This is a genomic window from Pseudomonas agarici, from assembly GCF_001543125.1.
In the GTDB taxonomy this organism is placed as follows: domain Bacteria; phylum Pseudomonadota; class Gammaproteobacteria; order Pseudomonadales; family Pseudomonadaceae; genus Aquipseudomonas; species Aquipseudomonas agarici.
On record NZ_CP014135.1, the window covers coordinates 5456407 to 5482800 of the forward strand.

A 26394-nucleotide genomic window follows, 5' to 3' on the forward strand; every position below is an offset into this window, starting at 1 on the left:
ATGTTCTGGTGTGGCAGCGAACAATTGGCTCGGATCAGGTCGGAGCGACCACCGATGTCCAGATATCACTCTCGGTAAATTTTTCGCAGTACAAATGAACGTTGTCCAGTGCCTGGGATTGCAACCAGCCCTTGATCGATTCGACCATCGCCGGTGGCCCGCAAACGTACATGTCGACCGGCGCCTCGCGCAGTTCAATGCTATCGAAGTGTTCGGCAATGTAGCCGCGTTTGCCCGACCATTGCGGCGTCGGATTGCTGAGCACTTCGGTGTAGCGAAACCCAGGTATGCGTTCGGCATAGGCTTGGATGCGTGGGCGTTCGCACAGATCGGCAGCGTCTCGCACGCCGTAGTACAAATGCACCGGTTGCGCACATCCACGCTCGGCCAGTTCATCGAGCATACCCAGCAGGGCGGAAAGCCCGGTACCACCGGCCACCAAGATCAAGGGTCTGGCCACGTGACGAAGATAGAATGCGCCCAGAGGTGCCTCCAGTCCGATGTGGTCCCCCACCTGACAGCGTTCACGGATGTAGTTGCTCATTACCCCTTCGGGTAACAGTCGAATCAGGAATTGCAGTTGATTGTCGCCGCTCGGTCGATTGGCGAACGAGTAGGACCGCTTACTTTCAGTCCCCGGGATCAGCAATCGAGCGTATTGCCCCGGTAGAAAATCCAACGGGTTGCTCAAGCCAAGATGCAAACGCAGGATCGCAGTACTGGCTGAAATCTGTCGGACTTCAGTGACCGTGCCGCTGAGTTGTTTGGGGCCTGCGGCATGGCACAGACTGGAAGCAAAATCGAAATAAAACGTCGCATCGGACTTGACCCGAGTCTGGCAGGTGAGCATTTTGCGTTGTCGCAGGTCCTGGCTGGAGAGCGCGTCCTCATCGACATAGTCCTGGCTGTAATCGCCCGACTCGCAGCGGCCCTGACAGGTTCCGCAGACGCCTTCGCGGCAATCCAGAGGAATGTTGATGCCATTGCGCAGGGCGGCGTCGAGCAGTATTTCGTTGGGCTGTACGGGAAAGAACAGCGTTTTGCCGTCGGCAAAGCTGAACGCGACCTTATGGTGCATGCTCCGGTCTCCAGGGGGTCAGAGGTGGTAGAAATCGAGCACTGAATTGATCGTGTCGTTGAGCAGCAGGACATGCTTGCGGGTGATCAGCCAACTGTCGGCGTGGGGCTTGAGGCGATAGGTCGCACGACCGTAGAACTGCTCGGAAGTGGCCAGGCGATAGAACAGAGTGTGCCAGTTCAGGCGCACCTCCAGCTCACTGTCGTCGAGTTCGCTGATCCGCACGTTGTTGATCAAATGCGAGGTGCGCGGCATCGGGGTCGACGAGGCAGATTTGCCGGTGCGCAGGCGGAACACCCGGTCTTCCAGTCCAGAGCGGTTCGGGTAGTAGATCAGCGACATTTCGCGTTTCGGGTCGCGCGTGTAGACATGTTCTGAGTCCCATTGCGGCAGGTGAAACTCACTGTGTTCATCGAACAGGTTGATATAAGCGTCCCACTCCTGGGCATCGCACAGTTCGGATTTGCGGTAGAAAAACTGTTCGATCTGATACTGCAATTGCACATTCATGTTCACACCTCACGTAGCTTCAGGGATTTGGCCTCCAGGCCATCGAGCAGGAATTTCTGCCAGTTGCTGTGCTGATTGACGTAAAGCCCTTCGTGGGTGAATTCGGTGCCGGTCATGGCGGGGGCAATGCCGATGGACTCGCTATTGGGCGTGGCGGCGGTTACCCAGCGATGGCTGCCGCGGGAAATATCGCTCCAACGCTCCAGGCGCGCCTGGAAACCGCGCTGAGCTTCGCGGAACTCCGCCAGGTCATCCGGTGTACCCAGGCCCGACACGTTGAAGAAGTCCTCGAACTGACGAATGCGGTTTTCCCGATCCGCGTCCGATTCGTTTTTAACCCCCAGGCACTGGCTGATGATCTCGGTTTTATTCCAGGCTAGCGGGCGGATGATGCGCAGTTGCGAGCTGATCTGATCGAGGAAAAACAGGCTTGGATAGATGTTCAGGTTGCGCAGCCGATGCATCATCCATTCGGCTTTTTCCTGGCCGTGTTCTTCGATCAGCCGTGGCATGATCGTGGCGTAGCCGGAGCGCACTGTGGGGTTCGGCATGTCGCTGAACAGCAGACTATGGCCGTTGTTGAACGCAAACCAGCCGTCATCGGTGTTGGCGTCGCCGGCGCCCAGTTTGCTGTAGTCCAGGGTGTGGCTGGCACGACTGCCGTTCTCGCTGTTGACCTGCTGGCGGTGTTGCACCGTGGCCACGTAGTTATAGTGGACAGTGCTGACGTGATAGCCGTCCAGGCCGTTTTCGTTCTGCAGTTTCCAGTTGCCGTCATAGGTGTACGCCGACTTGCCGGGCAGTACCTCCAGTTCGCCGGTCGGCGATTGAGCAACCATCATGTCGAAGAACACCCTGGCGTCGCCGAGAAAGTCTTCGAGGCTGTTATCAGCGAGGACATCCAGGCTGATAAACACAAAACCCTTGTAGCTCTGAATGCGCGCTTTTTTCAGGCCGCGTGCGGCCTTATCGAAACCTTCGGGGTATTCGCCGGGCGCCTTGACCTTCACCAGGCGGCCGTCGCTTTTGTAGCACCAGGCATGGAACGGGCAGGTAAAGGTCGATTGGTTGCCCTTGCCGACGCGAGTCAGGGTCGTGCCGCGATGCTGGCACGCGTTGATCAGCGCATTGAGCTGACCGTCGCCGTCGCGGGTAATGATCATGGGCTGGCGGCCGGCGCGCATCGTGACGAAGTCGTGATTGTTGGCCAGCTCGCTTTCATGACAGGCGTAAATCCAGTTCTTTTCGAAGATCAGTTCCATCTCCAGATCGAACAACTGTGGCTCGGTGAATATGTCCCGGGCAATCCGGAATACGCCGTCTGTCGGTCGGAAGTCTATGCAGCCCTCGATAAACGCTTTCCATTGCTCGACGTTCTTTTCGCCACCCATGGGTCTATACCTTTTTTATTTGGGCCAATCGGTTGTACTCATTAGAGAGAGTGAGGCGGGTAGGGGTCTATCCGATTTGTCGGCGAAGGCAGTCCAAAAAATTGCAGTGGCGCCTAAAAGATCCGCTGCGCGCCGGGTAACAGATCCACGTATCAAACCGTGCAGCTCCTATCCAAATCTCGCATCCAGCGATAAAAGGCCACACCTGTCTGTAGCATTCAGGTACTGTCTGGCTGGACGGGTGTAGTGTTCGAGGACGCGTCCAAGGTTTAAAACGACTGCTCTATCCACTGAGTCGGTAATTGCTATCCACTGGGTCGGATTAGCGGCTTTGTCGCTTGGAACTTGCTGTTTTTGCGGGGGATACGCGCCGTAGAGCGCGCAGAAAACATGGTCGTGGGTGCATCGTGATGAACAGCAAAACTAATGCGCAGTTTCGCGATATTCGTATTGATAGATTTGACCTTGAAGGTGCGAGGACCTGGATGTCTGGCATCTGTGGGCCGCATCGTCTCGTGACCGCGACCCCCGAGCGGATCCGCTTTCACCACAGCGCTAATGTGTTCAAGTCGATGGCCACCACGTTGGGCACTATCGAGTACGGCACTGATGTCACTGTCGATATCGAGGACGCTGAGCATTTCAGCAGCTACAGCCTGAGTTTGCCGCTGGTGGGCGAGCAGGAACTGAGCAAGAACGGCAGTGTGGTGAAGTCCAATCGCGATCAAGGTGTGATCATTTCACCGAATGAAAACCAGGTGCTGGCGATCTCCGGCGATTGTCGCAAAGTCCAGGTGGTCATCACGCGTGCCGCCATGAGTGAGTCTCTGGAGGATATGTTGCAACGACCGTTGCAAGCTCCGTTGCGTTTCGAGTCGGTGATGGATGTGGTCGATGGAGCATCGGCTTCGTGGTGGCGAATGGCACGTTATTTCATCGCCGAACTGGAGCGCGGCAGCGAACTGTATGAGCAGTTGGCGTTCACCCGGGATATCGAGAGTTCCTTGATCAAAGGCTTGATCCTTGCTCAACCGAACAATTATTCCGAAGAGCTGAAGCGCGTGTTGGGCGTGAAGTTGCCGCACTATCTGATCAAAGCCAGGCAATACATCCACGCCAATGCCCGAGAATCGCTGCGCCTTGAGGATATCGAGGCCGCGAGTGGGGTTTCACGCTTCAAGTTGTTCGAAGCCTTCAAGAAGCACTTCGCACTGTCGCCGATGGTTTACCTGAAAAAATACCGCTTGAATGCCGTGCGCCAGGATATCCTTGAGTACGGCTCTGCGCGCAACATTTCCGAGATAGCCTTGAGCTGGGGCTTCACGCACCTCGGCCGCTTTTCCGTTGAGTACCGCAAGTTATTCGACGAGTCCCCGAGCATGACCTTGCAGCGTAACGAGGCCCGCCGCATGCGCAGTGTATAGCGGCACGAGCAGCCTTTAGTTGTGCACCCGCCCATCCAACGCAATCACCCCGCGTTCGACAAGATCAGTGTCGGTACCGTATATTGGTTTCGTTGAAATCGCCGTCATTGTCGCCCCCCGATAAGCGCTGGTCCAGCCGGAGCCGTGGATAGATGAACGTTCCATCCCCCCATGACAGTCAGCAAGAAAACGACATGGAACAATCGCCTCAGATCGGCGATAGGATCGCCGGCAAATCAGCCGCCCCTGATGAACGCACTGTTCGCGACTGGATCGGGACGGAGGCGTTTGAGCATTGGGTGCAGTTGCGAAGCTGGATCGACGCATCCTACCCCGGTGTTTTCGAGCCGGATTGGCTCTATGGTGGCAAGAAACGCGGTTGGTCCCTGCGCTACAAGAAGATCAAAGCGTTCTGCACCTTACAGCCAGCATACAGGTTGTTTTCGGTGCAGGTGGTCTTGGGTCGAGCAGAGCGAGAGAAGTTTGAGGAGCGGCGTTATTTTTGGCCCCCGCAGTTGGTCAAACTCTACGATGAAGCCCGCACCTACCATGACGGGAAATGGCTGGCAGTTGCAATCTCATCCGCGGATGATCTGCATGATCTGAAAGAGCTTGTGAGTATGAAGCGCCCTCCATTGATCAGCTCCTGATTTATTTGCGCGCACACCATCAGCTCATCTCCTCGGTCATCGGCTAGCGCTTCACGGGTTGCCTAACTGCAGGCAGCACTGCCTTGCAAGTGATGAATCCAGATAGCGCCTCCCGAAACCGGTGTCAGCCCAAGCTGCGAGCGACTCAGAGAGTTGCTACAGCTTTCTCATGTCGCCGGGGCTACCCGAGTCGGGGAGATGCTGAAGAAAGGCGGTGGGTGTCATTTTCGTTACCTGTCGAAAGGCAAACGAGAACGCCGCTGTGCTGGCGAAGCCTACGTCTGCCGCGACCCGCGAGATTGAGTCTCCCGCCGAGAGTCGATCGATTGCCAGGGCGATCCGTGCTCGTTGCCGCCAGACCTTGAAGGTCAATCCCGTTTCTACCGGGAACATGCGGCTGACGGTGCGAATCGAGGTGGCTGCTCGATGGGCAAGGTCACTGACTCCGAGGTGCATCCGTGAATCGGCTAAAGCCAGATCAGCGACGCGTCTTGCGATCATACCGGTTGGCATCGGCAGGAATACTGGAAGGTCGGGTGTCTCGCTAAGCTCGTGAAGAATCAATCGGGCGGCGAGTTCGGCTTTTGCAGACGATATATCTTCCTTGAAGCTCGTGGCGATCAATTCCCGCAACAGTGGAGTAACCGCGACAGCGAATACGTAATCGAGTGGCCGTTCTGGCGCCCACGTCCGTAACGCCGAGGGATGCCAATAGATCATCCGTAATTCGGTATCGGAAAGCATATCGACCCGATGAGGCATGCCGGCTGGCATCCAGAGTGCGAGTTGGGGAGGGACGAACCAGCGTCCAGATGCGGTGTAGACCTGCATGGTTCCCGAAGCCGCGAAGATTACTTGTGATTCCTCATGTTCGTGCAAGGCGACGGACGCACCTCGGGACTTCGTCCGGTGAAGAATCCTGAATGGCATAGGTAGTTGCGCTTGGCGTGTCATATATGTCGATTGGCCGCACATCGTTCACACGCCTTAGTATCATTGTCTGCAGCGTCTATGTCCATCCCGGCTTGTTTAACGGAAGAGCTGATAGTGAAGAAAATACCGCTCATTAGTGCACGGATATGGCCGACATCGGATAACTATTGCTGTGACATTGCGTATCGATCTACAGCGTCTAAGGGGATGTGCGCCGTGGGCCGTCTAAAGACCGCGCGCGAGATTGCATCCTGATGAGTGGCGTCGAGTGTTTAACGACGTCGAAGCGCCGCTGGGCAATGGTCTGCATCTTGCTGGGACTGGGGCTAAGTTCTCTTGGAAGCGCCATCGTGAATATCGCCTTGCCGAATATTTCGCGTTCATTCACGAGCAGTGATGCAGCGGCCGTTTGGGTGGTGAATATCTACCAGCTTTCGGCAACGGTCTGTTTGTTGCCTGTTGCAAGTCTGGCCGAATCACTCGGTCTGAAGCGCCTTTATGCCGCCGGTCTAGCTATTTTTGTTCTCGCCTCGTTGGGGTGCGCTTTGGCTCCAACATTGCCGATGTTGCTCGGGGCGCGCTTGGTTCAGGGGGCTGGAGCGGCCGCGCTTGCTGTCGCGGGCGTTGCGTTTGTACGGGTGATCTACCCACACCGCAGGGTCAGTAAGGGGCTGGCGTTGGTCGCGTTAGCGGTGGCGATACCCGGAGCCTTGGGGCCTACCATCGCGGCGACAATACTCGCCGTGGCACAATGGCCTTGGTTGTTCCTGGTGAATGTTCCATTTGGCCTCGTGCTACCTCTATTTATTGCCGTCGCACCACCGGACGTTCGAGTCGCTCGCCGGCTTGATCTGACCGGGACCGTTCTCAATGCGCTAGCGTTCGGGCTTTTCGTCGTTGGAGTCGGCACGCTGGGTATCGGCGATTGGCGCATCGCCACGGGAGAGATCGTAGTCGGTCTGGTCTTTTTTAGTCTCTTCATTCGGCAACAGCAGCGGCACCCTATGCCAATGTTGCCATTCGATCTTTTCCGCATCCCCCGGTTTACCCTATCGGTGTGGACATCTGTCTGCTCCTACGCGGCACAAATTCTAGCTTACGTCGCCTTGCCGTTTTTATTTGAGACGGAGCTTCATCTTTCCGCCGTGGAAACAGGTTTTCTTGTAACGCCCTGGCCGTTGATGACCGCCGTCACCGCCCCAATCGCTGGTCGTTTGATCAACCGTTACCCGGCCTCGGTGATTTGCAGCACGGGGTTGGCAGTGTTGGCCGGTGGTTTGCTTTTGCTGGTCTTCTTGCCTGCGGCTCCGGCGCAGTGGGATGTCATATGGCGATTGGCTCTTTGCGGTATCGGCTTTGGTCTGTTCCAGACGCCGAACAACACCGCCATGATGACAGCAGGACCTGTAGGGCGTAGCGGCGCTGCAAGTGGGATGAATGCCGCGGCCCGATACGTCGGATGGTCTCTCGGTTCCGCCTTGGTCTCACTGATCCTCGCCACGGGTGGAAATCATGGCGCGGTCTTTTGTCTGATCGCCGGTATGGCTTTCGCTCTGATGGGAGCCGCCACCAGTAGCGCTCGGCGATTCAGATAGCCTCCACGTGCGCAATGCCGGCCACTCAAGGTGGTAGAACCAGCGGCCCGCAGTTGTCGTCAGCCACGAACATCGCCACAAGCTTGGCGGGGTGTACCGGATCGGGGTTCTCTGCAAACAAGTGCAGCGCGCCGGCTGGCTCAAAGAAGGTTTCGCCGAAGCGATAATCACCTGGGGGACTACCGGCCAATTGCGAGCGGATCGTGCCTTCCAGGATCACGGCAGTGACAGAGCCTGGATGGCGATGAGCCGGCGAATAGCCCAGTGGCGGAAAGTTAACGAGGAGCGTAGTAACCGACTTGCCTGGCACGTTCGGCAACGGTTCGCATGAAATCACTTTGGGTGAGGTCGCGGGCCTGACTGCGCCGGATTCGTCGGTGTTCACGGTTGCAGACGAGAACAGTGGCCTGCCGATACCGGTGCACAGATCGGCCAACCAGTCTACAACATCCTTCTTCCCGTCATGTGGCAATAACACTCCGCTGACGGCGAGCATTACGGCGGCCGCAGCCACCCCCACAAGCATCTTTTGGCTACCGACGGGCGCAAATTCCAAGGTTTTCTTCATCGCACAGTCTCCACTTGCCAGCGTTGTCGATGCAATTACGTACTTGCCGTGCCTTGACGACAAGGGCTCCAGAAATCCTGTGGGGATCATGTCCTTGATTGATGTCGGGCAAGCGGCTGCCTGCTTGGAACGCATTATGGGTTACGACTCGAATGTCGCGGGCACCAGAGCCAAGAAGCGAGTAAATGAGTGGACCATGCAGACCGATGCCCCTGCCGAGCCGTTCGTTTTCGTTGCAGACAGCATAAGGGTCATTGCGGCTGTCAATGGGCAATGGATCGGGGCTTGGCGCTAATACTCCGAAACTGACAGCAGTGCTTTATAGGTGTACCCGCCAGCCGAAGTCCGAAGGCTAAATAGTTAATTGCAGGGGAGACGTGGAGCGTCATGATCAGGCGCCGTGATGTGCTAAATTCAGCGGTTTAACACTCATGGTCGATCTGATCAAAGCATGACCTCCTTCCATCTCTCCCGCTGATTCGTAAGTGATAGGTTAATCATGGCGTGAAAATTGAATATTTTTTGCTGGTCGCAATTTAACCCCTGTTTTTGATTTGTGATCTACGTCCGAAAAATGGACAGAAATCACAACGGCGCTAGGGTTGGTCTGGAAAAGCACATGCTGTACAAATTTTTCTTGGTGTATAGTAATTGGGCCTTGATTAAAAAGTAAAAAAGCCCATCGGCGCGTAAAACAACTGCGCTGGTCGTAATGGCCGGTCTTCGTCGGTCATCTGCCTTGAGCATCAACGTATCGTCCATGAGCACGTGGGATCGTTTCCCTTGCTCCACCATCCATACGGGGCCGTATCAGTGTAATTCGCCGCAGCGCAATCGGGTATTCAAGACACTGCTCAAGGAACTTTTTGTGGTTCTCTGCCACTCATTGATCACCGAGCTGATCAATGTTTCGTTTGAACTAACGGCCTGGATAAGTGACGAGATGATAGGCAGTACACAGAATAAGACTCGTCCCTCTGCACGGTGCACAGTTTCATCCGGAACCTATCGGCACGTAGCCGGGAGATCAGTTATTCCGCAACTTTCACGTTAGTGCTATGGTGCACTAATGGCGACTATGTCTATACACTCATAAAGTTGGACATTCATCGATGCACTGGATCGCCTATCAGGCAATCCGTTGATCTTTTTTATTCGAACACTGACGCATCGAGTGTCGGTTCATGCGTGACGTCAGTCATTTTTGGGCCGATGAGGCCAGGGAGCTATTGTTTGAATCGCCCATCTTCGCCCGCTGATGTATACCCCCTGACCACCGCTCAGCGCCAGATCTGGTTCGATCAAGTGCTGCACGAAGGTGCGCCGCTCTATAAGATCGGTGGTCATGTGCGGATCGCAGGCACCGTCGACCCGCAACGCTTCGAGCGAGCGGTGAACCGGTTGGTGCGCAAGCACGACGCGTTGCGCATCGTGCTGACATCGTCGATTGATGAGCACGGCGTGCCGCTGCAACGCATCGTCGAGACGCTGGCGGTGGAGGTGCCCTTTCACGACTTCAGCGAGCGGGAGGACGCCGAGAGCGCGGCATTGGCGCTGCTTGAGCAGCGCCTGGAAGCTCCCTTCACGTTGATCGGCCGCCCCTTGTTTCGCTTTGAGCTGGTAAAGGTCAGTGATGCGCGTTTCTATTTCACGCTCAACTTTCACCACCTGATCGTCGACGGCTGGGCAATCGGCTTGCTGGTCGAATCACTGTCAACATTATACAGCGAGGCCCAGACCCAAGATCAGGCTGAACCGGCGCCGAGTTACCGGGATTTCATTGCGCAGGACCAGGCGTTCGAGCACTCGCCGCAACAGTTGCGCAACCTGGAATATTGGCTGGACAAATACCGCACGCTGCCCGACCCGCTGTTCACTCCGCGCCACCGCACCGGCCCACAGCAAGGCCTGGCGCCGGGCGGCCACGAGTGTCTGCGCCTGTCCCGTGCTTTCTTCGAGCGGATCATCGAACTGGCCCGCGCCTGCGACTCGACTCCATTCCATGTGCTGCTCGGAATTTTCCACGTCTACTTCAGCCGCACCGAGCGCCGCGATGAGTTGTCCATCGCCGTGCCGACGCTCAATCGCGGCAGTGCCCGTCTCAAATCGACCGCTGGCATGTTTGTCGGCGTCAGCCCGTTGCGCCTGTCGTTTGATCCGCACCTGAGCTTCTCTGCGCTGGTCACTTCACTGGGGCGGATGCTCAAGCAGGATTACCGCTACCAGCGCTTTCCGTTGAGCGAGCTGAATCGCACGCTGGGCCTGTGGCGCTCGCAGCGGGCGCAGTTGTTCGACCTGACGGTGTCCTATGAGCGCGATGACCATGACCTGCGCTTCGATGGGGCACCGGCGCAGGTGATCATGGGATCGAACAGGCATGAGCAGGACCCGTTGACGGTCCATATCCGCGAAAACAAATTCGACGAAAACGTTTGGATTCACTTCTTTTACAACCAGGCTTATTTCGACCCCGGAGAAATCCGGCAGATCAGCCTTCGGCTGCGGCATATGCTCGAACAGGTGCTGGACAACGCCGAATTGCCCGTATCGCGACTGTCGCTGGTGACGGCACCGGAGTTGCGCCAACTCGACGCCTGGAACGCCACCGATGTGGCCTTTGCGCCAGCGCCGATGATCCATCGACAGGTCGAAGCGCAGGCGGCGCGTTCGCCGGATGCCATCGCCATTGAGCAGGACGGGCACCGCCTGACCTATGCGCAGTTGAACAGCCGCGCCAACGTCGTGGCGCATCGACTGATGGCCCTGGGCGTCAAGGCAGACCAATGCGTAACCCTCTGTACCCAGCGTAGCCTCGACAGCATTGTCGGGATGCTCGGGATTCTTAAGTCCGGTGCGGGTTATGTACCCATGGACCCCGCCTATCCAGCCGAGCGTTTGCGCTACATCCTCGACGAAACCGCGCCCAAGGTCATGCTGATCCACCATCGAACCGCGCACCTGTTGCCCGAGACGGCGATGCCGCAGCTTGATTTGGGTGATTTGCAGGCCATGACCGAAGCGCAGCGCGCCAATCCCGATCCAATAGGGTGTCACGGCACGTCACTGGCCTACGTGATCTACACCTCGGGTTCCACTGGTCGACCGAAAGGCGTGATGGTTGAGCATCGCCAGTTGAATAACCTGATTGCCTGGCATAACCAGCGGTTTGCGCTGGGCGAAGGCAGTCGCAGTACTTGGTTCGCTGGCGTCGGTTTCGACGCCAGTGTCTGGGAAATCTGGACGGCGCTGAGTGTCGGCGGCACGTTGTTGCTGCCGCCGGCACACACGGTGAACGATCCGCGCGCCTTGTTGCAGTGGTGGAAAGCGCAGACCGTTGACCTTGCCATTCTGATCACCCCGTTGGCGGAGCTGGCGTATGCCAGCGACCTTGCCAACCCACTGGCCAGCCAGGTGTTGATCGGCGGCGATCGGTTGCGCCAATGGCCGGTCGGTCTGCCGGCCGGACAAGCATTGATCAATACCTACGGCCCAACCGAAGCCACGGTACTGGTGACTGCCGGACAAGTGCATCAGCACGACGCGGCGCTGCACATCGGTCGCCCGGTGGCCAACACCCGGATTCATATACTTGATGAGTTCGGCCAGCGCGTTCCGCCGGGCGCGGTCGGTGAGCTCTATCTCGCTGGCGCGCACGTTGCGCGAGGGTACCTGAACCAACCGGGATTGACCGCCGAGCGTTTTATCGACGATCCGTTCAGCGCCGCGCCGGGTGCGCGGATGTACAAGAGTGGCGACCTGGGGCGCTGGATGGCCGATGGCAACATCGAATTTCTCGGACGCAATGACGACCAGGTAAAGATCCGTGGTTTTCGCATTGAGTTGGGTGAGATCGAGACCACGCTGGTCTCCTTGCCCGGTGTGCTCGAGGTGGCGGTACTCGCGCGCGAGGACAGTCCTGGCGAAGTACGTCTGGTTGCCTATTACACCGGCATCGACGGGCTGGCCGAGGGCCTGAGCCGTCGCGCCGGCGAGGTATTGCCGGTCTACATGGTGCCGTCGGCGTTCGTGCACCTGGCGGCGTTTCCCGTGACCGTCAATGGCAAGCTGGACCGCAGAGCCTTGCCGGCGCCGCAAGCTTGCCTCAACCATGCCTATGAGGCACCGCAAGGCGAGCGGGAGCAGGCCTTGGCCTTGTTGTGGCAACAGGTACTGGGCGTCGAGCGAGTAGGGCGGCACGATAATTTTTTCGAATTGGGCGGGCATTCGCTGTCTGCCGTGCGGCTGATCCAGAGCATGCGTCGCCAGGGCATGAATGCCGAGCCTCGCGCCCTGTTCGGTGCTCCGACGCTGCAAGCGTTTGCCCAGCACACGGGCACCGGCCAGGAGGTCGAAATTCCGGCCAATCGGATCGAAGCCGGCTGTTTACGGATAACCCCCGACCTCTTGCCACTGATTGAAATGAGCCAGGAGCAGATCGACGGCTTAGTTGAAAACATCCCCGGTGGCGTTACCAATGTGCAGGATATCTATCCGTTGGCGCCGTTGCAGGAAGGCATCCTCTATCAGTATTTGTCGACCAGCGGCGGCGATCCCTACGTGTCGCATGGGCTGTTCGCGCTGGACCACCGCGCCCGGCTCGACGACTTCATCCGGGCCTTGCAAACGGTCATCGACCGCCATGACATTCTGCGCACGGCGTTGGTCTGGGAAGGGCAGGACGTGCCTTTGCAGGTGGTCCTGCGTGATGTGTCGCTGCCGTTGCACTGGTTGAATTTCCAAGCCCAGGACGGCGATATCGCCGGCCAACTGATCAAGCGTTTCGATGTCGGCCGCTCGCGTCTGGATCTGCGCCAGGCCCCGCTGCTGCGACTGGCCTGCACCTTCGACGAAAGCAACGACCGCTGGCTGGCATTGCTAATCGTTCATCACCTGGCGATGGATCATGCCGGCTTAAGTGTCCTGCAACAGGAGATGCAGGCTTATCTGCTCGATCAACAGGCACTGCTGCCTGGCGCGACGCCTTATCGCAACTACGTGGTGCAGAGTCGACACAGTATGAGCGCCGCAAGCCATGAGGCGTTTTTCCGCGAGATGCTACAGGACATCGAATCGCCGACGCTGCCGTTCGGCGTGGCACAGGCTCGCGATGATGCCTCGGTCATCGCAGTGATCCAACCTGTGCCGCTCAGGGTGGCCGAGCGTTTGCGCACGCATGCACGGGGGCTAGGTGTCAGCACTGCCAGCCTGTTTCACCTGGCGTGGGGACGGGTGTTGTCGATGCTCTCGGGACAGACAGAGGTGGTGTTCGGCACTGTTCTGCTGGGGCGCATGCAGGGGGCGAGTGGCGAACATGCGCTGGGGTTGTTCATCAATACCTTGCCGTTGCGCTTGACCCTGGGTTCCCAGGGCGTGGCCGCCAGTGTGCGCGATACCGCGGCGCGGGTGGCCAACCTGCTCGCCCATGAGCATGCGCCGCTGGCACTGGCCCAACGTTGCAGTGGGGTTGCCCCAGGCACGCCGTTGTTCAGCGCCTTGCTCAACTACCGCCGCAGTGAACACCAGGGGCAAGGCGCCGGGCCGCTGAACTGGCAAGGTATTGAACTGCTCGAGGAGTATGAGCGCACCCACTATCCACTGACATTGTCGGTGGATGACGCAGGACAAGGGTTCGAACTGAATGTCCAGGCAATGACGGGCATTGATGCGCAATTGGTGTGCGACAGCGTGCAGACCGTCTTGGCCAGTCTGGTGGACGCACTGGAACGCAACCCCGAACAAGCCATGCATGACCTGGTCGCGGTGCCGGCCAGGGAACGCCAGCGGGTGCTGGCCGATTTCAATGCCACCGACGGCGCCTTTGCGCAGGCGCTGACGCTACATCAGTTATTCGAAAAGCAGGTCAGGGCGACTCCCGAGGCCATCGCGCTGACCTTCGAAGACCAGTCACTGACCTACGAGGCGTTGAATAGACAGGCCAACCGCGTGGCCCATCAGTTGATCGAACGGGGTGTGCGAGCCGATGACCGCGTGGCGATTTGTGTCGAGCGCAGCCTGGACATGCTGATCGGCCTGCTTGGCATTCTCAAGTCCGGGGGCGCTTATGTGCCGCTTGACCCTGGCTACCCGCTCGAACGCCTGGTCCACATGCTGGAGGACAGCGCGCCCGTCGCGCTGCTGCTGCACGGCCCGACCCGAGGTCTGTTGCGGGCGGACGCCGCGATCTGCCTCGATCTCGCTGATGTGCGCACGCAGGCCCAGTTCCCCTCGCACGACCCGGCGCTGGCGCAGGACTGGCGGACGCTGGCGTATGTCATCTACACCTCCGGGTCTTCCGGACGGCCCAAAGGCGTGATGAACGAGCATCGCGGGGTGGTCAACCGTTTGCAGTGGATGCAGCAGGCACTGAGTCTGACAGCGCAAGACGTAATCCTGCAAAAGACCCCGTTCAGTTTCGACGTCTCGGTTTGGGAGTTTTTCTGGCCGTTGATGGTCGGCGCGAAGCTGGTGATCGCACGTCCCGAGGGGCACGGGGATGCGGTTTACCTGGCACAACTGATCGCTCGGGAACGGATTAGCACCGTGCATTTCGTACCGTCGATGTTGCAGGTTTTCCTCGAATCCGCCCAGGCCGCCGAATGCCACAGCCTGACCCGCGTGGTGTGCAGCGGCGAGGCGCTGGCGCTGAGCCTTATCCGCCGTTTCTCCACGGTGCTGCCGGATACCGGATTGCACAATCTTTACGGGCCGACCGAAGCGGCGGTCGATGTCACGGCCTGGGCATGCAGCGCCGAGGACAGCGTGTCGCTGATCGGTCGGCCCATCGCCAATACGCGTATTTACATCTTGGACACTCAGGGACAACCGGTTCCGGTGGGCATTGCGGGTGAATTACATATCGCTGGCGTGCAGGTCGCTCGCGGCTACCTGAATCTGCCTCGCTTGACCGCTGAACGGTTCGTCGACGACCGCTTCAGCGAGGCACCTGGCGCGAGGATGTACAAGACCGGCGATCTTGGGCGTTGGCTGCCTAATGGTGCAATCGAGTACCTGGGACGCAACGACGACCAGGTCAAGATCCGGGGCTTTCGAATCGAGCCGGGCGAAATCGAAACGGTGCTGGCCCAGATGCCCGGCTTACGCGAGGTCGTGGTGCTGGCACGGCACGATGAGCGTTCCGGCCAGCGGCTGGTGGCGTATTACACCGGCAGCGCCGTCGTTCCTGAAGCGCTGCGCGAGCACGTCGGCAGCCGCCTGGCGCCGTACATGGTGCCGGCGGCATTCGTGCATCTCGATGCCTGGCCGCTGACCCCCAACGGTAAGCTCGACCGCAAGGCGCTGCCCGCACCGCACGGGGCCTATGCACGAGCCATCTACCAAGCGCCGCAGGGTGACGTCGAGAACGCGCTGGCCGGTATCTGGTCGCGGTTGCTGAACGTGGAGCCGGTCAGTCGTCACGACAATTTCTTCGAGCTGGGCGGGCATTCGTTGCTGGCGGTCAGCCTGATCGAACACATGCGCCGTGTCGGTCTGTTTGCCCAAGTGGCGCAACTGCTCGGTGCGCCGACCCTGGCCGAGCTGGCGCGCCAGGTCAGCACCGAGCAGCCACTGTTCAGTGTGCCCGCCAACGCCATACCGCCGCACGCCGAACACATTACCCCGGCCATGCTGCCGTTGGTGCGACTGACCCCGCCGGCCATCGAACGTATCGTCGCTCGGGTAGCGGGTGGCGCCGCCAATGTACAGGACATCTATCCGCTGGCGCCGCTGCAGGAAGGCATTCTGTATCACCACTTGAGCGCCACCGGGGGCGATCCCTATGTGCTGCACGCGCTGTTTGCGTTTACCGGACAAGTGGCGTTCGAGCAGGTGGTCCAGGCGATGCAGCAGGTCATCGATCGCCATGACGTGTTGCGCACGGCGGTGCTGTGGGAAGGGCTCGACGCCCCGGTACAAGTGGTTTGGCGTCGGGCACCAGTGACAACCGAGTATTTCTCGGCAGACCCTCGCGAAGGTGATGTGGCGGAGCAACTGCTGCGCCGTTTCGACGTTCGCCAGCGTGGCATCGACTTGGACCGGGCACCGTTGATCCATTGGGCCTATGCCGAAGACGAGAGCCATCGGCGCGGGGTCGGTTTGCTCAGGTTCCATCACATCGTGATGGACCATGTCGCGCTGGCGTTCGTGCAGCGCGAAGTCCAGGCCATTCTGGCCGGGCAGGGCGCGACGCTGGCCGTTAGCGTGCCCTATCGTGATTATGTGGCGCAGGCGCGATCGAGTGGCAAGGCTCAGGCGCACGAAGCGTTCTTCCGCGAGCGACTACACGATGTCGATGAGCCGACCTTGCCTTATGGCATTGCCGGTATCCAGGCCGATGCCGATCCGGTGACGCAAGCCTCGGCCAGCGTCTCGGGCGAACTGGCCCTGCGCTTGCGCAGCCAGGCCCGGCAACTGGCGGTGAGCGCGGCCAGTCTCTACCACTTGGCTTGGGCCAGGGTATTGGCGGTGCTGGCGGGCCGCGACGACGTGGTGTTCGGTAGCGTGTTGCTGGGGCGCCTGCAGGGCGGTGCCGGAGCGGATCGCGCCTTGGGTCTGTTCATCAATACCTTGCCGGTGCGTATCGATGCGGGTGCCGCTGGCGTGCAAAAGGGCGTGCGTCAGACCAGCCAGGCATTGGCGGCGTTGCTCGGCCACGAGCACGCATCCTTGGCCCTGGCGCAGCGCTGCAGCGGTGTAGCGGCGCCGACTCCGCTGTTCAGCGCGTTACTCAACTACCGTCACGGTGACGAGGCGGATGGTCTGGCGGTCGGGCAATACGTTTGGCCGGGGGTGCAACTGCTCTCAGCCCACGAACGCACCCACTATCCGTTGGTGCTATGCGTCGACGATATCGGCAACGACTTCGGCTTGATCGTACAAGCGACGCACGGCATCGATCCGCAACAAGTCTGCGATTGTCTGCACACTACACTGGCGTCGCTGGTCGAGGCGCTGGAGTGTGCGCCGGATACACCCATCAATGCCTTGCGGGTGCTGGCGCAACAGCAGCGCAGCCAAGTGCTTGAGGCGTTCAATCCGCCGCGCTTCGATCACTCGCGGCCACAGACCCTCCACGAACTGTTCGAGGCGCAAGCCGAACGCTCGCCGAATGCCTTCGCCGTCACGTTCGAGGGGCAATCACTGACTTACGCCGAGTTGAATGCGCGAGCCAACCGGGTAGCCCATCGTCTGATTGCCCATGGCGTGAAACCGGACGATCGGGTCGCGATATGCGTGGAGCCGGGCGTGGCCATGATCGTTGGCCTGCTCGGCATCCTCAAATCCGCTGGCGGCTATGTACCGCTCGATCCGGGCTATCCCGCTGCGCGGCTGGCTTACATGCTGGCCGACAGTCAGCCGACGATGATACTGGTGACGGCGGCTACCCGCGACGTGCTCGGTCGGGTGGCGGTAGCGCAATTGGACATTGCGCAGCTCGACAGCGGCCCGCAATCCAATCCTTGCGTGGCAGGCCACGGCGCCGGGCGGTTGGCGTATGTAATCTACACTTCGGGTTCGACCGGCCAGCCAAAAGGGGTGATGGTCGAACACGGCAACGTGACTCGTCTGTTCGAGGCCACAGCCAGCCTGTTCAGCTTCAACAGCGACGACGTTTGGGCACTGTTTCATTCGTTTGCCTTCGACTTCTCCGTCTGGGAAATCTGGGGTGCGCTCCTGCACGGCGGTCGTCTGCTGGTGGTGGTACCGTTGACACGCCGCTCGCCGCCAGCGTGCTACACGCTATTGTGCGAGGAGCGAGTCAGCGTGCTCAACCAGACCCCCAGCGCCTTTCGCCAACTGATCGCGGCCCAGGGTGCCAACCCTCGAACCCATTGCCTGCGCCAGGTGATTTTCGGTGGCGAAGCGTTGGATGTCGCCAGCCTGAAACCCTGGTATGCGCGGCCAGACAATGGCTTGACGCAACTGGTTAATATGTACGGCATCACCGAAACCACGGTGCACGTGACCTATCGGACGTTGACCGAAGCCGACACCCGGCGCATTGGCGCCAGCCCCATTGGCGGGCCGATTGCCGACTTGCGTCTGTACCTGCTCGACGTCCGGCGTGAGCCCGTGCCGGTGGGCGTGGTCGGCGAGTTATACGTCAGCGGTCCTGGCGTGACGCGTGGCTATCTCAATCAGCCCCAGTTGACCGCCGAGCGTTTTCTCGACGACCCCTTCAGCGCTGCCCCGTGCCGGATGTACAAGACCGGCGACCTCGGACGTTGGCTGGCCAATGGCGAGATCGAATACCTGGGACGCAATGACGATCAGGTGAAGATCCGCGGTTTCCGCATCGAATTGGGTGAAATCGAAGGCGTTCTTGGCAGCGTCGAAGGCGTGACCGAGCTGGTGGTGATCGCCCGTCAGGACACTCCCGGCGATCAGCGGCTAGTGGCCTACTACACCGCTGACGAGGGGCTCAACGAGCGGTTGCGAACGCAAGCCGCATCACGTCTGCCGGCGCACATGGTGCCATCGGCATTCGTGCATCTGCCCGGTTTACCGCTGACCGCCAACGGCAAGCTCGACCGTGCCGGCTTGCCGGCACCGGGCGGCGACGCTGTGGTGCGTGCGCCCTACGAGCCACCCCAAGGCGCCGTCGAGTCCACCCTGGCGCGGATCTGGTCGCAGTTGCTGAACGTGGAGTCGGTCAGCCGTTACGACAATTTCTTCGAGCTGGGCGGGCATTCCCTGTTGGCCGTCAGCCTGGTCGAGCGCATGCGCCAGGCCCATCTGTTTACCGACATTCGCCAACTGTTCGGCGCGCCCACCCTGGCCGAGCTGGCACGGCATATCGTGACTCGCAGTCCCGAGTTAGCGATACCGCCTAATAGGATTCCGAGGAATGCCGAGCGCATCGTTCCGGACATGTTGCCGTTGGTGACCGTCGATCAAGCGGCACTCGATACCCTCGTCGCCCAAGTGCCCGGCGGTGCAGCCAATGTACAAGACATCTATCCGCTGGCGCCGTTGCAGGAAGGTATCCTGTTCCATCACCTGATCGAGCAGGAGCGCGACCCCTACGTGCTGAGCGGTGCGCTGGGGTTCAGGACACGATCGGCGGTGCAGCGCTTCATCGAGGCCTTGCAACAGGTCATCGACCGTCACGAAATCCTGCGCACCGGTTTTGTCTGGCATGGCCTGGAACAGGCAGTGCAAGTGGTTCACCGTAAAGCGCAACTGATGGTGAACACCTTCGAGGTGACTGCGCCGGAGCAAAAGCCGCCCCAACGGATCGACATCACCCGGCCGCCGTTGCTGAATTGTTCGCTCGGTCACGATCAGGCCAATGACCGCTGGCTGTTGAATATCGTGTTCCACCATCTGGTACTGGATCACACCAGTCTTGATCTGGTGCTTGAGGAGGCGCGGGCCATCGAACAGGGCCGCGCCGATTGCTTGCCCACGCCGGCGCCGTTTCGGAACTTCATCGCCCAGACCTGCCTGGCCGAAAGCAGGGCGGCGCATGAGTTTTTTTTCCGGGAAATGCTCGGTGATATCGACGAGCCGACCGCGCCTTTCGATGTGCTGGACATCAACGGCGATGGTCACGACGCGCTTGAGGTCCAGCACCTGGTGCCTGACACATTATCGCGCCGCTTGCGCAGCCAGGCACGGCGTCACGGCGTCAGTGCGGCCAGTGTGATGCACCTGGCGTGGGCGCTGGTGCTGGCCAAGACCACGGGACGCGACAGCGTAGTGTTCGCCACCGTGCTGTTTGGCCGTCTGCAAGGCGGCGAGGCCGCCGACCGGGTGCTTGGGTTGTTTATCAACACTTTGCCGCTGCGCGTCGATATCGGTCGTCTGGACACCGCCGCTAGCCTGCGCCAGACCCATGATCGCTTGGTGCAGTTGCTGGTCCATGAACACGCGCCACTCTCGCTGGCCCAGCGTTGCAGTGCAGTGACCGCCCCAGCCCCGTTGTTTACGACGCTGTTCAACTACCGCTACAGCGCGGATGCGCCTCAGGCACAAAAGAATCAGCGTCTAGGCGACGATATCGAGCACTTGGGGGGCCGTGAGCGCACTAACTACCCGTTGACTATGGCCGTGGACGACCTCGGCGAAGCCTTCAGCTTGACCGTTCAGGCAGTGGCGGGCATCGATGGCGAGCGCGTCTGCGGTTACATGCTGACCGCACTGGAGCACATCAATGAGGCACTGGAGTCCGCCTCGGCAATGCCCGTCTGCGCCTTGCAGGTGCTGCCGGCGCAGGAACGGATGAAGCTGCTGGATGATTGCAATGCGTTGCGCACCGACTACCCGCCGTTAAACACTCTGCACCAATTGTTCGAAATGCAAGCCGAACGCTCGCCGAATGCTTTCGCCGTCACGTTCGCGGGGCAATCACTGACCTACGCTGAGTTGAACGCGCGAGCCAACCACGTGGCCCATGACTTGATCGCCCAAGGGGTCAAGCCCGACGACCGGGTGGCGATTTGCGTGGAGCCAAGTCTTGAAATGATGGTCGGCGTGCTTGGCATCCTCAAATCCGGCGCCGGCTATGTGCCGCTGGATCCCGGCTACCCCGCCGAGCGATTGGCCTACATGCTGGGTGACAGTCAGCCGTTGGCGGTGTTGGTGACGCCAGCCACTAGAGAGGTGCTTGGGCCATTGGCGATCACCCAACTGGATATTGCCCAGGGCGAGGGTGGACCCCGGCATAACCCGTGTGTGCCAGGGGCGCACGCAGCGCGATTGGCGTATGTGATCTACACCTCGGGCTCGACCGGCCAGCCAAAAGGCGTCATGGTCGAGCACCGCAACGTGACCCGGCTGTTCGATGCCACGGCCAGCCGGTTCGGCTTCAATGGCGAGGACACTTGGGCGCTGTTTCATTCTTTCGCCTTTGACTTCTCGGTCTGGGAGATCTGGGGCGCATGGCTGCATGGCGGCCGACTGCTGGTGATTCCACCGTTGACCCGTCGCTCAGCTCAAGCGTGCTACGCGCTGCTGTGTGATGAGCGAGTGACTGTGCTCAATCAGACGCCGAGTGCGTTTCGCCAGTTAATCACCGCGCAGGGCGAAAGCCCGCAAAGCCATTACTTACGCCAGGTGATTTTGGGTGGCGAAGCGCTGGAGGTCGCCAGCCTGAAGCCCTGGTACGCCCGGCCACGCAATGGCGCCACGCAATTGGTCAACATGTACGGCATTACCGAAACCACCGTGCATGTGACCTACCGTGCGTTGACCGAAGCCGATACCCGGTACATCGGCGCGAGCCCCATTGGCATAGCGCTCGATGATTTGCGACTTTACCTGCTGGACGCCTGGCTTGAGCCGGTGCCGCTCGGCGTGGTCGGCGAGCTGTATGTCGGAGGCGCGGGCGTGGCACGCGGATATCTCAACCGTCCGCAGCTGACGGCCGAGCGCTTTCTCGACGACCCGTTCAGTCACGTTCCCGCACGCCTGTACAAGACCGGCGACCTCGGGCGCCGGCTGGCCAATGGCGAGATCGAGTACCTGGGTCGCAATGACGATCAGGTAAAGATTCGTGGTTTTCGCATTGAGTTGGGGGAAATCGAAGGCACGCTGTCTGCCGTGGACGGTGTCGCTGAAGTGGTGGTAGTTGCTCGGGAGGATACGCCGGGTAGCCAGCGGCTGGTGGCTTACTACACCGGCACCCGAGGGCTCAACGAAAGCCTGCGCGCACGGGCGGCATCGAATCTTCCCGCGCATATGGTGCCTTCGGCGTTCGTGCATCTGCCCGATTTGCCGCTGACGGCTAACGGCAAGCTCAAGCGTAGCGCCTTGCCGGCCCCGGATGACAGCGCCCTGGTCCGAGCACGGTATGAACCGGCGCAGGGCGAAATCGAAGTGGCACTGGCGCAGATCTGGTCGCGGTTGCTGACTGTCGAGGCGGTGAGCCGTCATGACAATTTCTTCGAACTGGGCGGCGACTCCCTGCTGGCCATGCGTGTCGCAGGATCGGTACGCCAGCAGTTTGGCGATCAACCGGCGCTACGTGCACTGTTCGAGTCGCGCAGCCTGAAGGAGTTCGCCGCGCAAGTGGCAAGCGCCTGCGGGGTGGCTCGCTCGCCAGTGGTTGCACAGCCTCGTGACATTCCTTTGCCATTGTCCTTCGTCCAAGAGCGTTTATGGCTGATTCAGGCCAGGGATGGTGGACGTGCATACAATTGGCACGGAGCCTTGTTGCTAGAAGGCGTCTTGTCCCTCGATGCGTTGCAGAGCGCGTTCGACGCTCTGGTGGCACGGCATGAACCGTTGCGCACTCGATTTCTGCTGGCCGACGGCGACGATGTGCCTGCGCAATGCATCGAGGCCTCCTGCGCCCTCAGGCTAGCAGTGTCGCCTGTCACGCCACAGTATTTGACGCAAGCCCTACAGGCGCATGCTGGCGTTGAGTTCGATCTGCGCCAGGGGCGCTTGATACGGGCCGAGGTGTTGCGTCTCGCACCGCAGCGCCACGTACTGTCCATCGTGATTCACCATATTGTCTGCGATGGCTGGTCCACGTCGGTGCTGGTGCGCGACCTGCGGGCGCTGTATGCCGCGCACCTGGCCGGCGCGCAAGCGCAACTGGCGCCGCTGACCATCCAGCACGCCGATTATGCACACTGGCAGCGCCGTCAGGACCTGACCCAGCATCTGGATTATTGGCGCACTGCCCTGGACGGCCAGGCCGATCCGATCGATCTCGCGGTGCCGGGCACCCCGGCCAGCGTCACGCCAGGGCCTGCCGGCGTCGTGCGGCGGCGAGTGAGCGAGGACCTCGCTAAGGGCCTCGCGCAGTTTAGCCAGCAGCGCGGCACCAGTCTGTTCAGCGTACTGCTCGCCGGATGGACGCTATTGGTTCATCGTCAAACCGGATACACGGATGTGTGTACCGGTACCACGGTGGCCGGTCGCGACGATCCGGTGTTGGACCCATTGATTGGCTTCTTCGTCAACATTCTACCGTTGCGGGTGCGGCTGGACGGCCAATCGTTGATCGCCGATGTGCTCGATCAGGTCCATGCGGTGGTGCTTCAGGCACTGGAGCATCAGGCATTGCCGTTCGAGCAGATGCTCGCGGTGGCGCCCCGGTTGCGTCAGGCCGACGGTCGTTCACCCTTGCCAGTCATGTTGCGCCATCAAAACTTCCCAGGCATCGACACTCAGGCTTGGGGCGACCAGATGACCGTCAGCGAATGGCCCATCGAAGCCGATCGTCCTGCTCAGGCGGATCTGGATCTGGAGGTGTTCGGCGATGCCCGCCAGTTGGACATCGTCGCCAGCTTCGACAGCCTGCGCTTTAGCCCGGCCCAGGTGGAACTGATGGTGTCGATCTGGCTCGAAATGCTGGATCGGCTGATTCACTCGCCATGGCTTAAAGTGGCCAGCTTGTTGGCCCTCACCCCAAGCGAACACGCATTGATCGCACGCAGTAACGACACGACCCAAGTGTTTGAGCAAACCTCGGTAACGGCACTGTTCGCCCAGCAGGTGTCGCGGCGCCCCGACGCCATAGCCTGTCTTGATAACGGCCAAGAAATCACTTTTGCCGGGCTGGACCAACGCTGCAACGCAGTCGTCGCGGCGTTGCAATCCCAGGGTATTGCCCCTGGCGCGCGGATTGCCCTCTATCAGCCGCGCTCGGCCGATTTTCTGGCTTGCGTGCTGGCGGTGTTCAAGTTGGGCGGCACCTACGTGCCGATTGATCCGGGTTACCCGGCCTCCTATGTGCAGCGCATCCTCGAGGCGGCGATGCCGGCATGGGTGCTGACCACTTCCGACCTCGCGGCTGGGCTGGCGCCCATCCAGCTACCGCTGTTGCACCTGGATCGCGATGTCGATCAACACGCCAACGCAACCGTTGTGGTGCGCGACAATCAGCCTGATGATCCGGCCTACATCGCCTACACCTCGGGCTCCACGGGGCAGCCAAAGGGCGTGCTGGTGGAGCACCGGCAACTGCTTAATGGCTTACAGGCCTTGTGGGCGCGCACACCGTTTGCGCCGGACGAAGTGGTTGCACAGAAGACCTCCATGTCGTTTGTGCCGTCGATCAAGGAGATGCTTTGTGGGCTGCTGGTGGGGGTGCCTCAAGTTATTGTTGCCGACCATACCGTCCAGGACGCCGCTGCTTTCGCCACAGCGTTGCGTGAGTATCGGGTAACGAGGCTGAACCTGGTGCCTTCGCACCTCAATGCACTGCTCGATCACGCGGCGCAGTTGGGTAGGTTGCGCCATGTGGTGACCGCCGGTGAGCCGCTGAGCCGTCAGGTCAAGGCCCGTTTTGCCCGTTTGCTGCCTCGGGCACGGCTGTACAACAATTACGGTTGCACCGAACTCAACGACATCACCTACAGTGAAGGCGAAGACTTGGCGGGCCTCGGTGCGGTGATGCCGGCGGGCCGCCCGATTGCCAACGTGCAAGTGCAGGTGCTCGACGAGCAGTTCAATCCGGTGCCGGTAGGCGCCGTGGGCGCAATTTTCGTCGAAGGCGCCAATGTCGGTCCTGGGTACTGGAACCCGCCGGCATCGAGCCCCGAGCGTTTCATCGTATTGCCATCCGGCGCACGTGCGTTGATGACCGGCGATATCGGCATGTGGTTGGCCGATGGCCAACTCATGCACCTGGGGCGTGAGGATTTCCAGATCAAGGTGCGTGGCCAGCGGGTTGAACTGAACGCGGTTGAACTGGCGCTGGGCAGCTATCCAGGGCTGAGGAAAGTCGCCGCGGTGGCGCGTCGCGTCGGCGGTGAGCACGATCAATTGATCGGCTTCTATATCAGCGACGGCGCTCCGATCGACCACAATGAGCTGCACCATTGGCTCGCGCAGCGGTTACCTGGGGCCATGGTGCCCAGCCGTTTGGTGCCGTTGTCGGCTTTACCGATGCTAGCCAACGGAAAACTGGATCGCTTGGCGTTGCGTACAATGCCATTGAATGCGCTGACCGGCATGGAACACACGGACGATGCTCCGCAAGGCGAACTGGAGAGTGCGCTGGCGGCGATCTGGGCGCAGGTGCTGGAGGTCGATCGGATCGGGCGCCACGATAATTTCTTCGCGTTGGGCGGCCACTCGCTGATGGCGTCGCAATTGGTCGTGCGCATCCGCGAGGCGTTGGCGGTGGATTTGTCGGTACGTAGCCTCTTCGACACCCGCAGCGTCGCCAGGCTGGCGGCTCTGCTGAATTCGCAGGCAGGTGTCCCGAGCGATCAGGCGTCGGTGCAAGCCTTCAACCGCGAGGGCCGCCAGCGGCCACTGTTCCTTACGCACACATTGCAAGGTTACGCCTGGTACTTCGAGCATCTTGCCGGACACATCGACGCCGATGTGCCGGTTTATGGCTTGCCTGCGCTGCCATTGTCAGCCGAACCTCTGGAGGATTTAGTTGAGATCGCCGCACGTTTCGTCGCCGTTGTTCGCCAAATCCAGCACCAAGGTCCATATCGGATTGCCGGTTGGTCCTTTGGCGGTTTGATCGCTTATGAAATGGCCACGCAGTTGCGGGAAGCGGGTGAGTCGATAGAGTTCCTCGGACTGTTCGACACCACCTTGGCGCCCCTTGACAGGCAAGACAGCACCCATCACGCCAGCTTGGTGACGCTCCATGCTTTCGTGACAAATAACTTTGCCGAGCACGAGCCGGACCTGATCGAAATATCCATCCGGCGAACAGTGGAGGAGGTGGTCGAGGACATAGTCGAGGCCCTTGAAAAGTACAAGCGCGCGGGCAAAGACTTATGGCATCTGGCCCATGACACGCCACAGGAAAACCGCCAGTTCCTCTACCGCATGCTGGGCCACGGCAAAGCCATGCATGCCTGGCGGCCTCGGGCGCTGGATGCCAGGCTGCACTTGTTCATTGCACAGGACACCGCACTGACACCGTTGGAGGGACATGCAGAGCCGTCTCGCTACTTGGGCTGGGAGCAACTGCTGGCGCCCTCGGCAATGGTCTTGATGTCGGTTCCAGGCGACCACGAAACGATCATCAAGCGGCATGCCGACCAGGTGGGGGCGCTGATCAGCGAAGTGTTGAAGGGATAGTTTCGGCGGATGAAGGTGAAGTGTTTTGGTCAAATTTTTCCGAACACTTCACTCGGCGTTTTTCAGCCGCCTGCCGCTGATACTATCAAGTTTTTCAATTCGAATGACCACGGCACTCAAAATTTAGTTAACCGGCTGGGGTGATTTCTAAAGTTCCATAAATAAGCAGAATGACCAAGGCAACCGACAAAAAACCATAAAAAATGATAGTACTATAATCGAGAGAGTGTATTAGTCTGCGA

Annotated in this window: 8 protein-coding genes and 3 pseudogenes; 6 read left to right on the forward strand and 5 right to left on the reverse strand. The window is 60.0% G+C overall.

Going from position 1 to position 26394, the window contains the following annotated elements:
- Window positions 1-34 precede the first annotated feature (34 nt).
- The 3 genes from antC to antA are packed head-to-tail and all read right to left on the reverse strand — an operon-like array spanning window position 35 to window position 2979.
- A complete protein-coding gene (antC, locus tag AWM79_RS23895; protein WP_017134409.1) occupies window positions 35-1078 on the reverse strand; it encodes an anthranilate 1,2-dioxygenase electron transfer component AntC in 1044 nt (347 codons plus the stop codon).
- Window positions 1079-1096: 18 nt separating this feature from the next.
- On the reverse strand, window positions 1097-1588 hold the full coding sequence (antB, locus tag AWM79_RS23900; protein WP_060783903.1) for an anthranilate 1,2-dioxygenase small subunit: 492 nt from the start codon (window positions 1586-1588) through the stop codon (window positions 1097-1099).
- A gap of 2 nt (window positions 1589-1590) precedes the next feature.
- The gene (gene antA / locus AWM79_RS23905) at window positions 1591-2979 is read right to left on the reverse strand and encodes an anthranilate 1,2-dioxygenase large subunit (RefSeq protein ID WP_060783904.1); all 1389 of its coding nucleotides are present in this window, start codon (window positions 2977-2979) and stop codon (window positions 1591-1593) included.
- A gap of 410 nt (window positions 2980-3389) precedes the next feature.
- Between antA and AWM79_RS23910 the strand changes: the two genes are divergently transcribed.
- Window positions 3390-4403: an AraC family transcriptional regulator gene (locus AWM79_RS23910; RefSeq protein ID WP_082712673.1), complete on the forward strand. Its 1014-nt coding sequence runs from the start codon at window positions 3390-3392 to the stop codon at window positions 4401-4403.
- A 152-nt stretch (window positions 4404-4555) separates the two neighbouring features.
- A complete protein-coding gene (locus AWM79_RS23915) occupies window positions 4556-5053 on the forward strand; it encodes a DUF3788 domain-containing protein (protein WP_244159603.1) in 498 nt (165 codons plus the stop codon).
- Between the two features lie 156 nt (window positions 5054-5209).
- Here AWM79_RS23915 and AWM79_RS23920 read toward each other — a convergent pair whose 3' ends face one another.
- Complete coding sequence (locus tag AWM79_RS23920; protein WP_017134414.1) at window positions 5210-6028, reverse strand: AraC family transcriptional regulator; 819 nt, start codon at window positions 6026-6028, stop codon at window positions 5210-5212.
- Between the two features lie 257 nt (window positions 6029-6285).
- Here AWM79_RS23920 and AWM79_RS23925 point away from each other — a divergent pair, with 257 nt between their 5' ends.
- On the forward strand, window positions 6286-7581 hold the full coding sequence (locus tag AWM79_RS23925; protein WP_279615817.1) for an MFS transporter: 1296 nt from the start codon (window positions 6286-6288) through the stop codon (window positions 7579-7581).
- 25 nt (window positions 7582-7606) lie between these two features.
- Here the strand turns inward: AWM79_RS23925 and AWM79_RS23930 are convergent, their stop codons facing one another.
- A complete protein-coding gene (locus AWM79_RS23930) occupies window positions 7607-8149 on the reverse strand; it encodes a cupin domain-containing protein (RefSeq protein WP_017134416.1) in 543 nt (180 codons plus the stop codon).
- Between the two features lie 1212 nt (window positions 8150-9361).
- On the opposite strand from AWM79_RS23930, the pseudogene AWM79_RS26200 reads away from it, so the two are divergent.
- The 3 pseudogenes from AWM79_RS26200 to AWM79_RS26210 all read left to right on the forward strand — a co-directional run.
- Window positions 9362-12466: pseudogene (locus AWM79_RS26200) on the forward strand (non-ribosomal peptide synthetase); the annotation flags it as partial.
- Between the two features lie 102 nt (window positions 12467-12568).
- Window positions 12569-18937 (forward strand): annotated as a pseudogene (locus tag AWM79_RS26205) (amino acid adenylation domain-containing protein); the annotation flags it as partial.
- A gap of 216 nt (window positions 18938-19153) precedes the next feature.
- Window positions 19154-26152: pseudogene (locus AWM79_RS26210) on the forward strand (amino acid adenylation domain-containing protein); the annotation flags it as partial.
- Window positions 26153-26394: the final 242 nt, after the last annotated feature.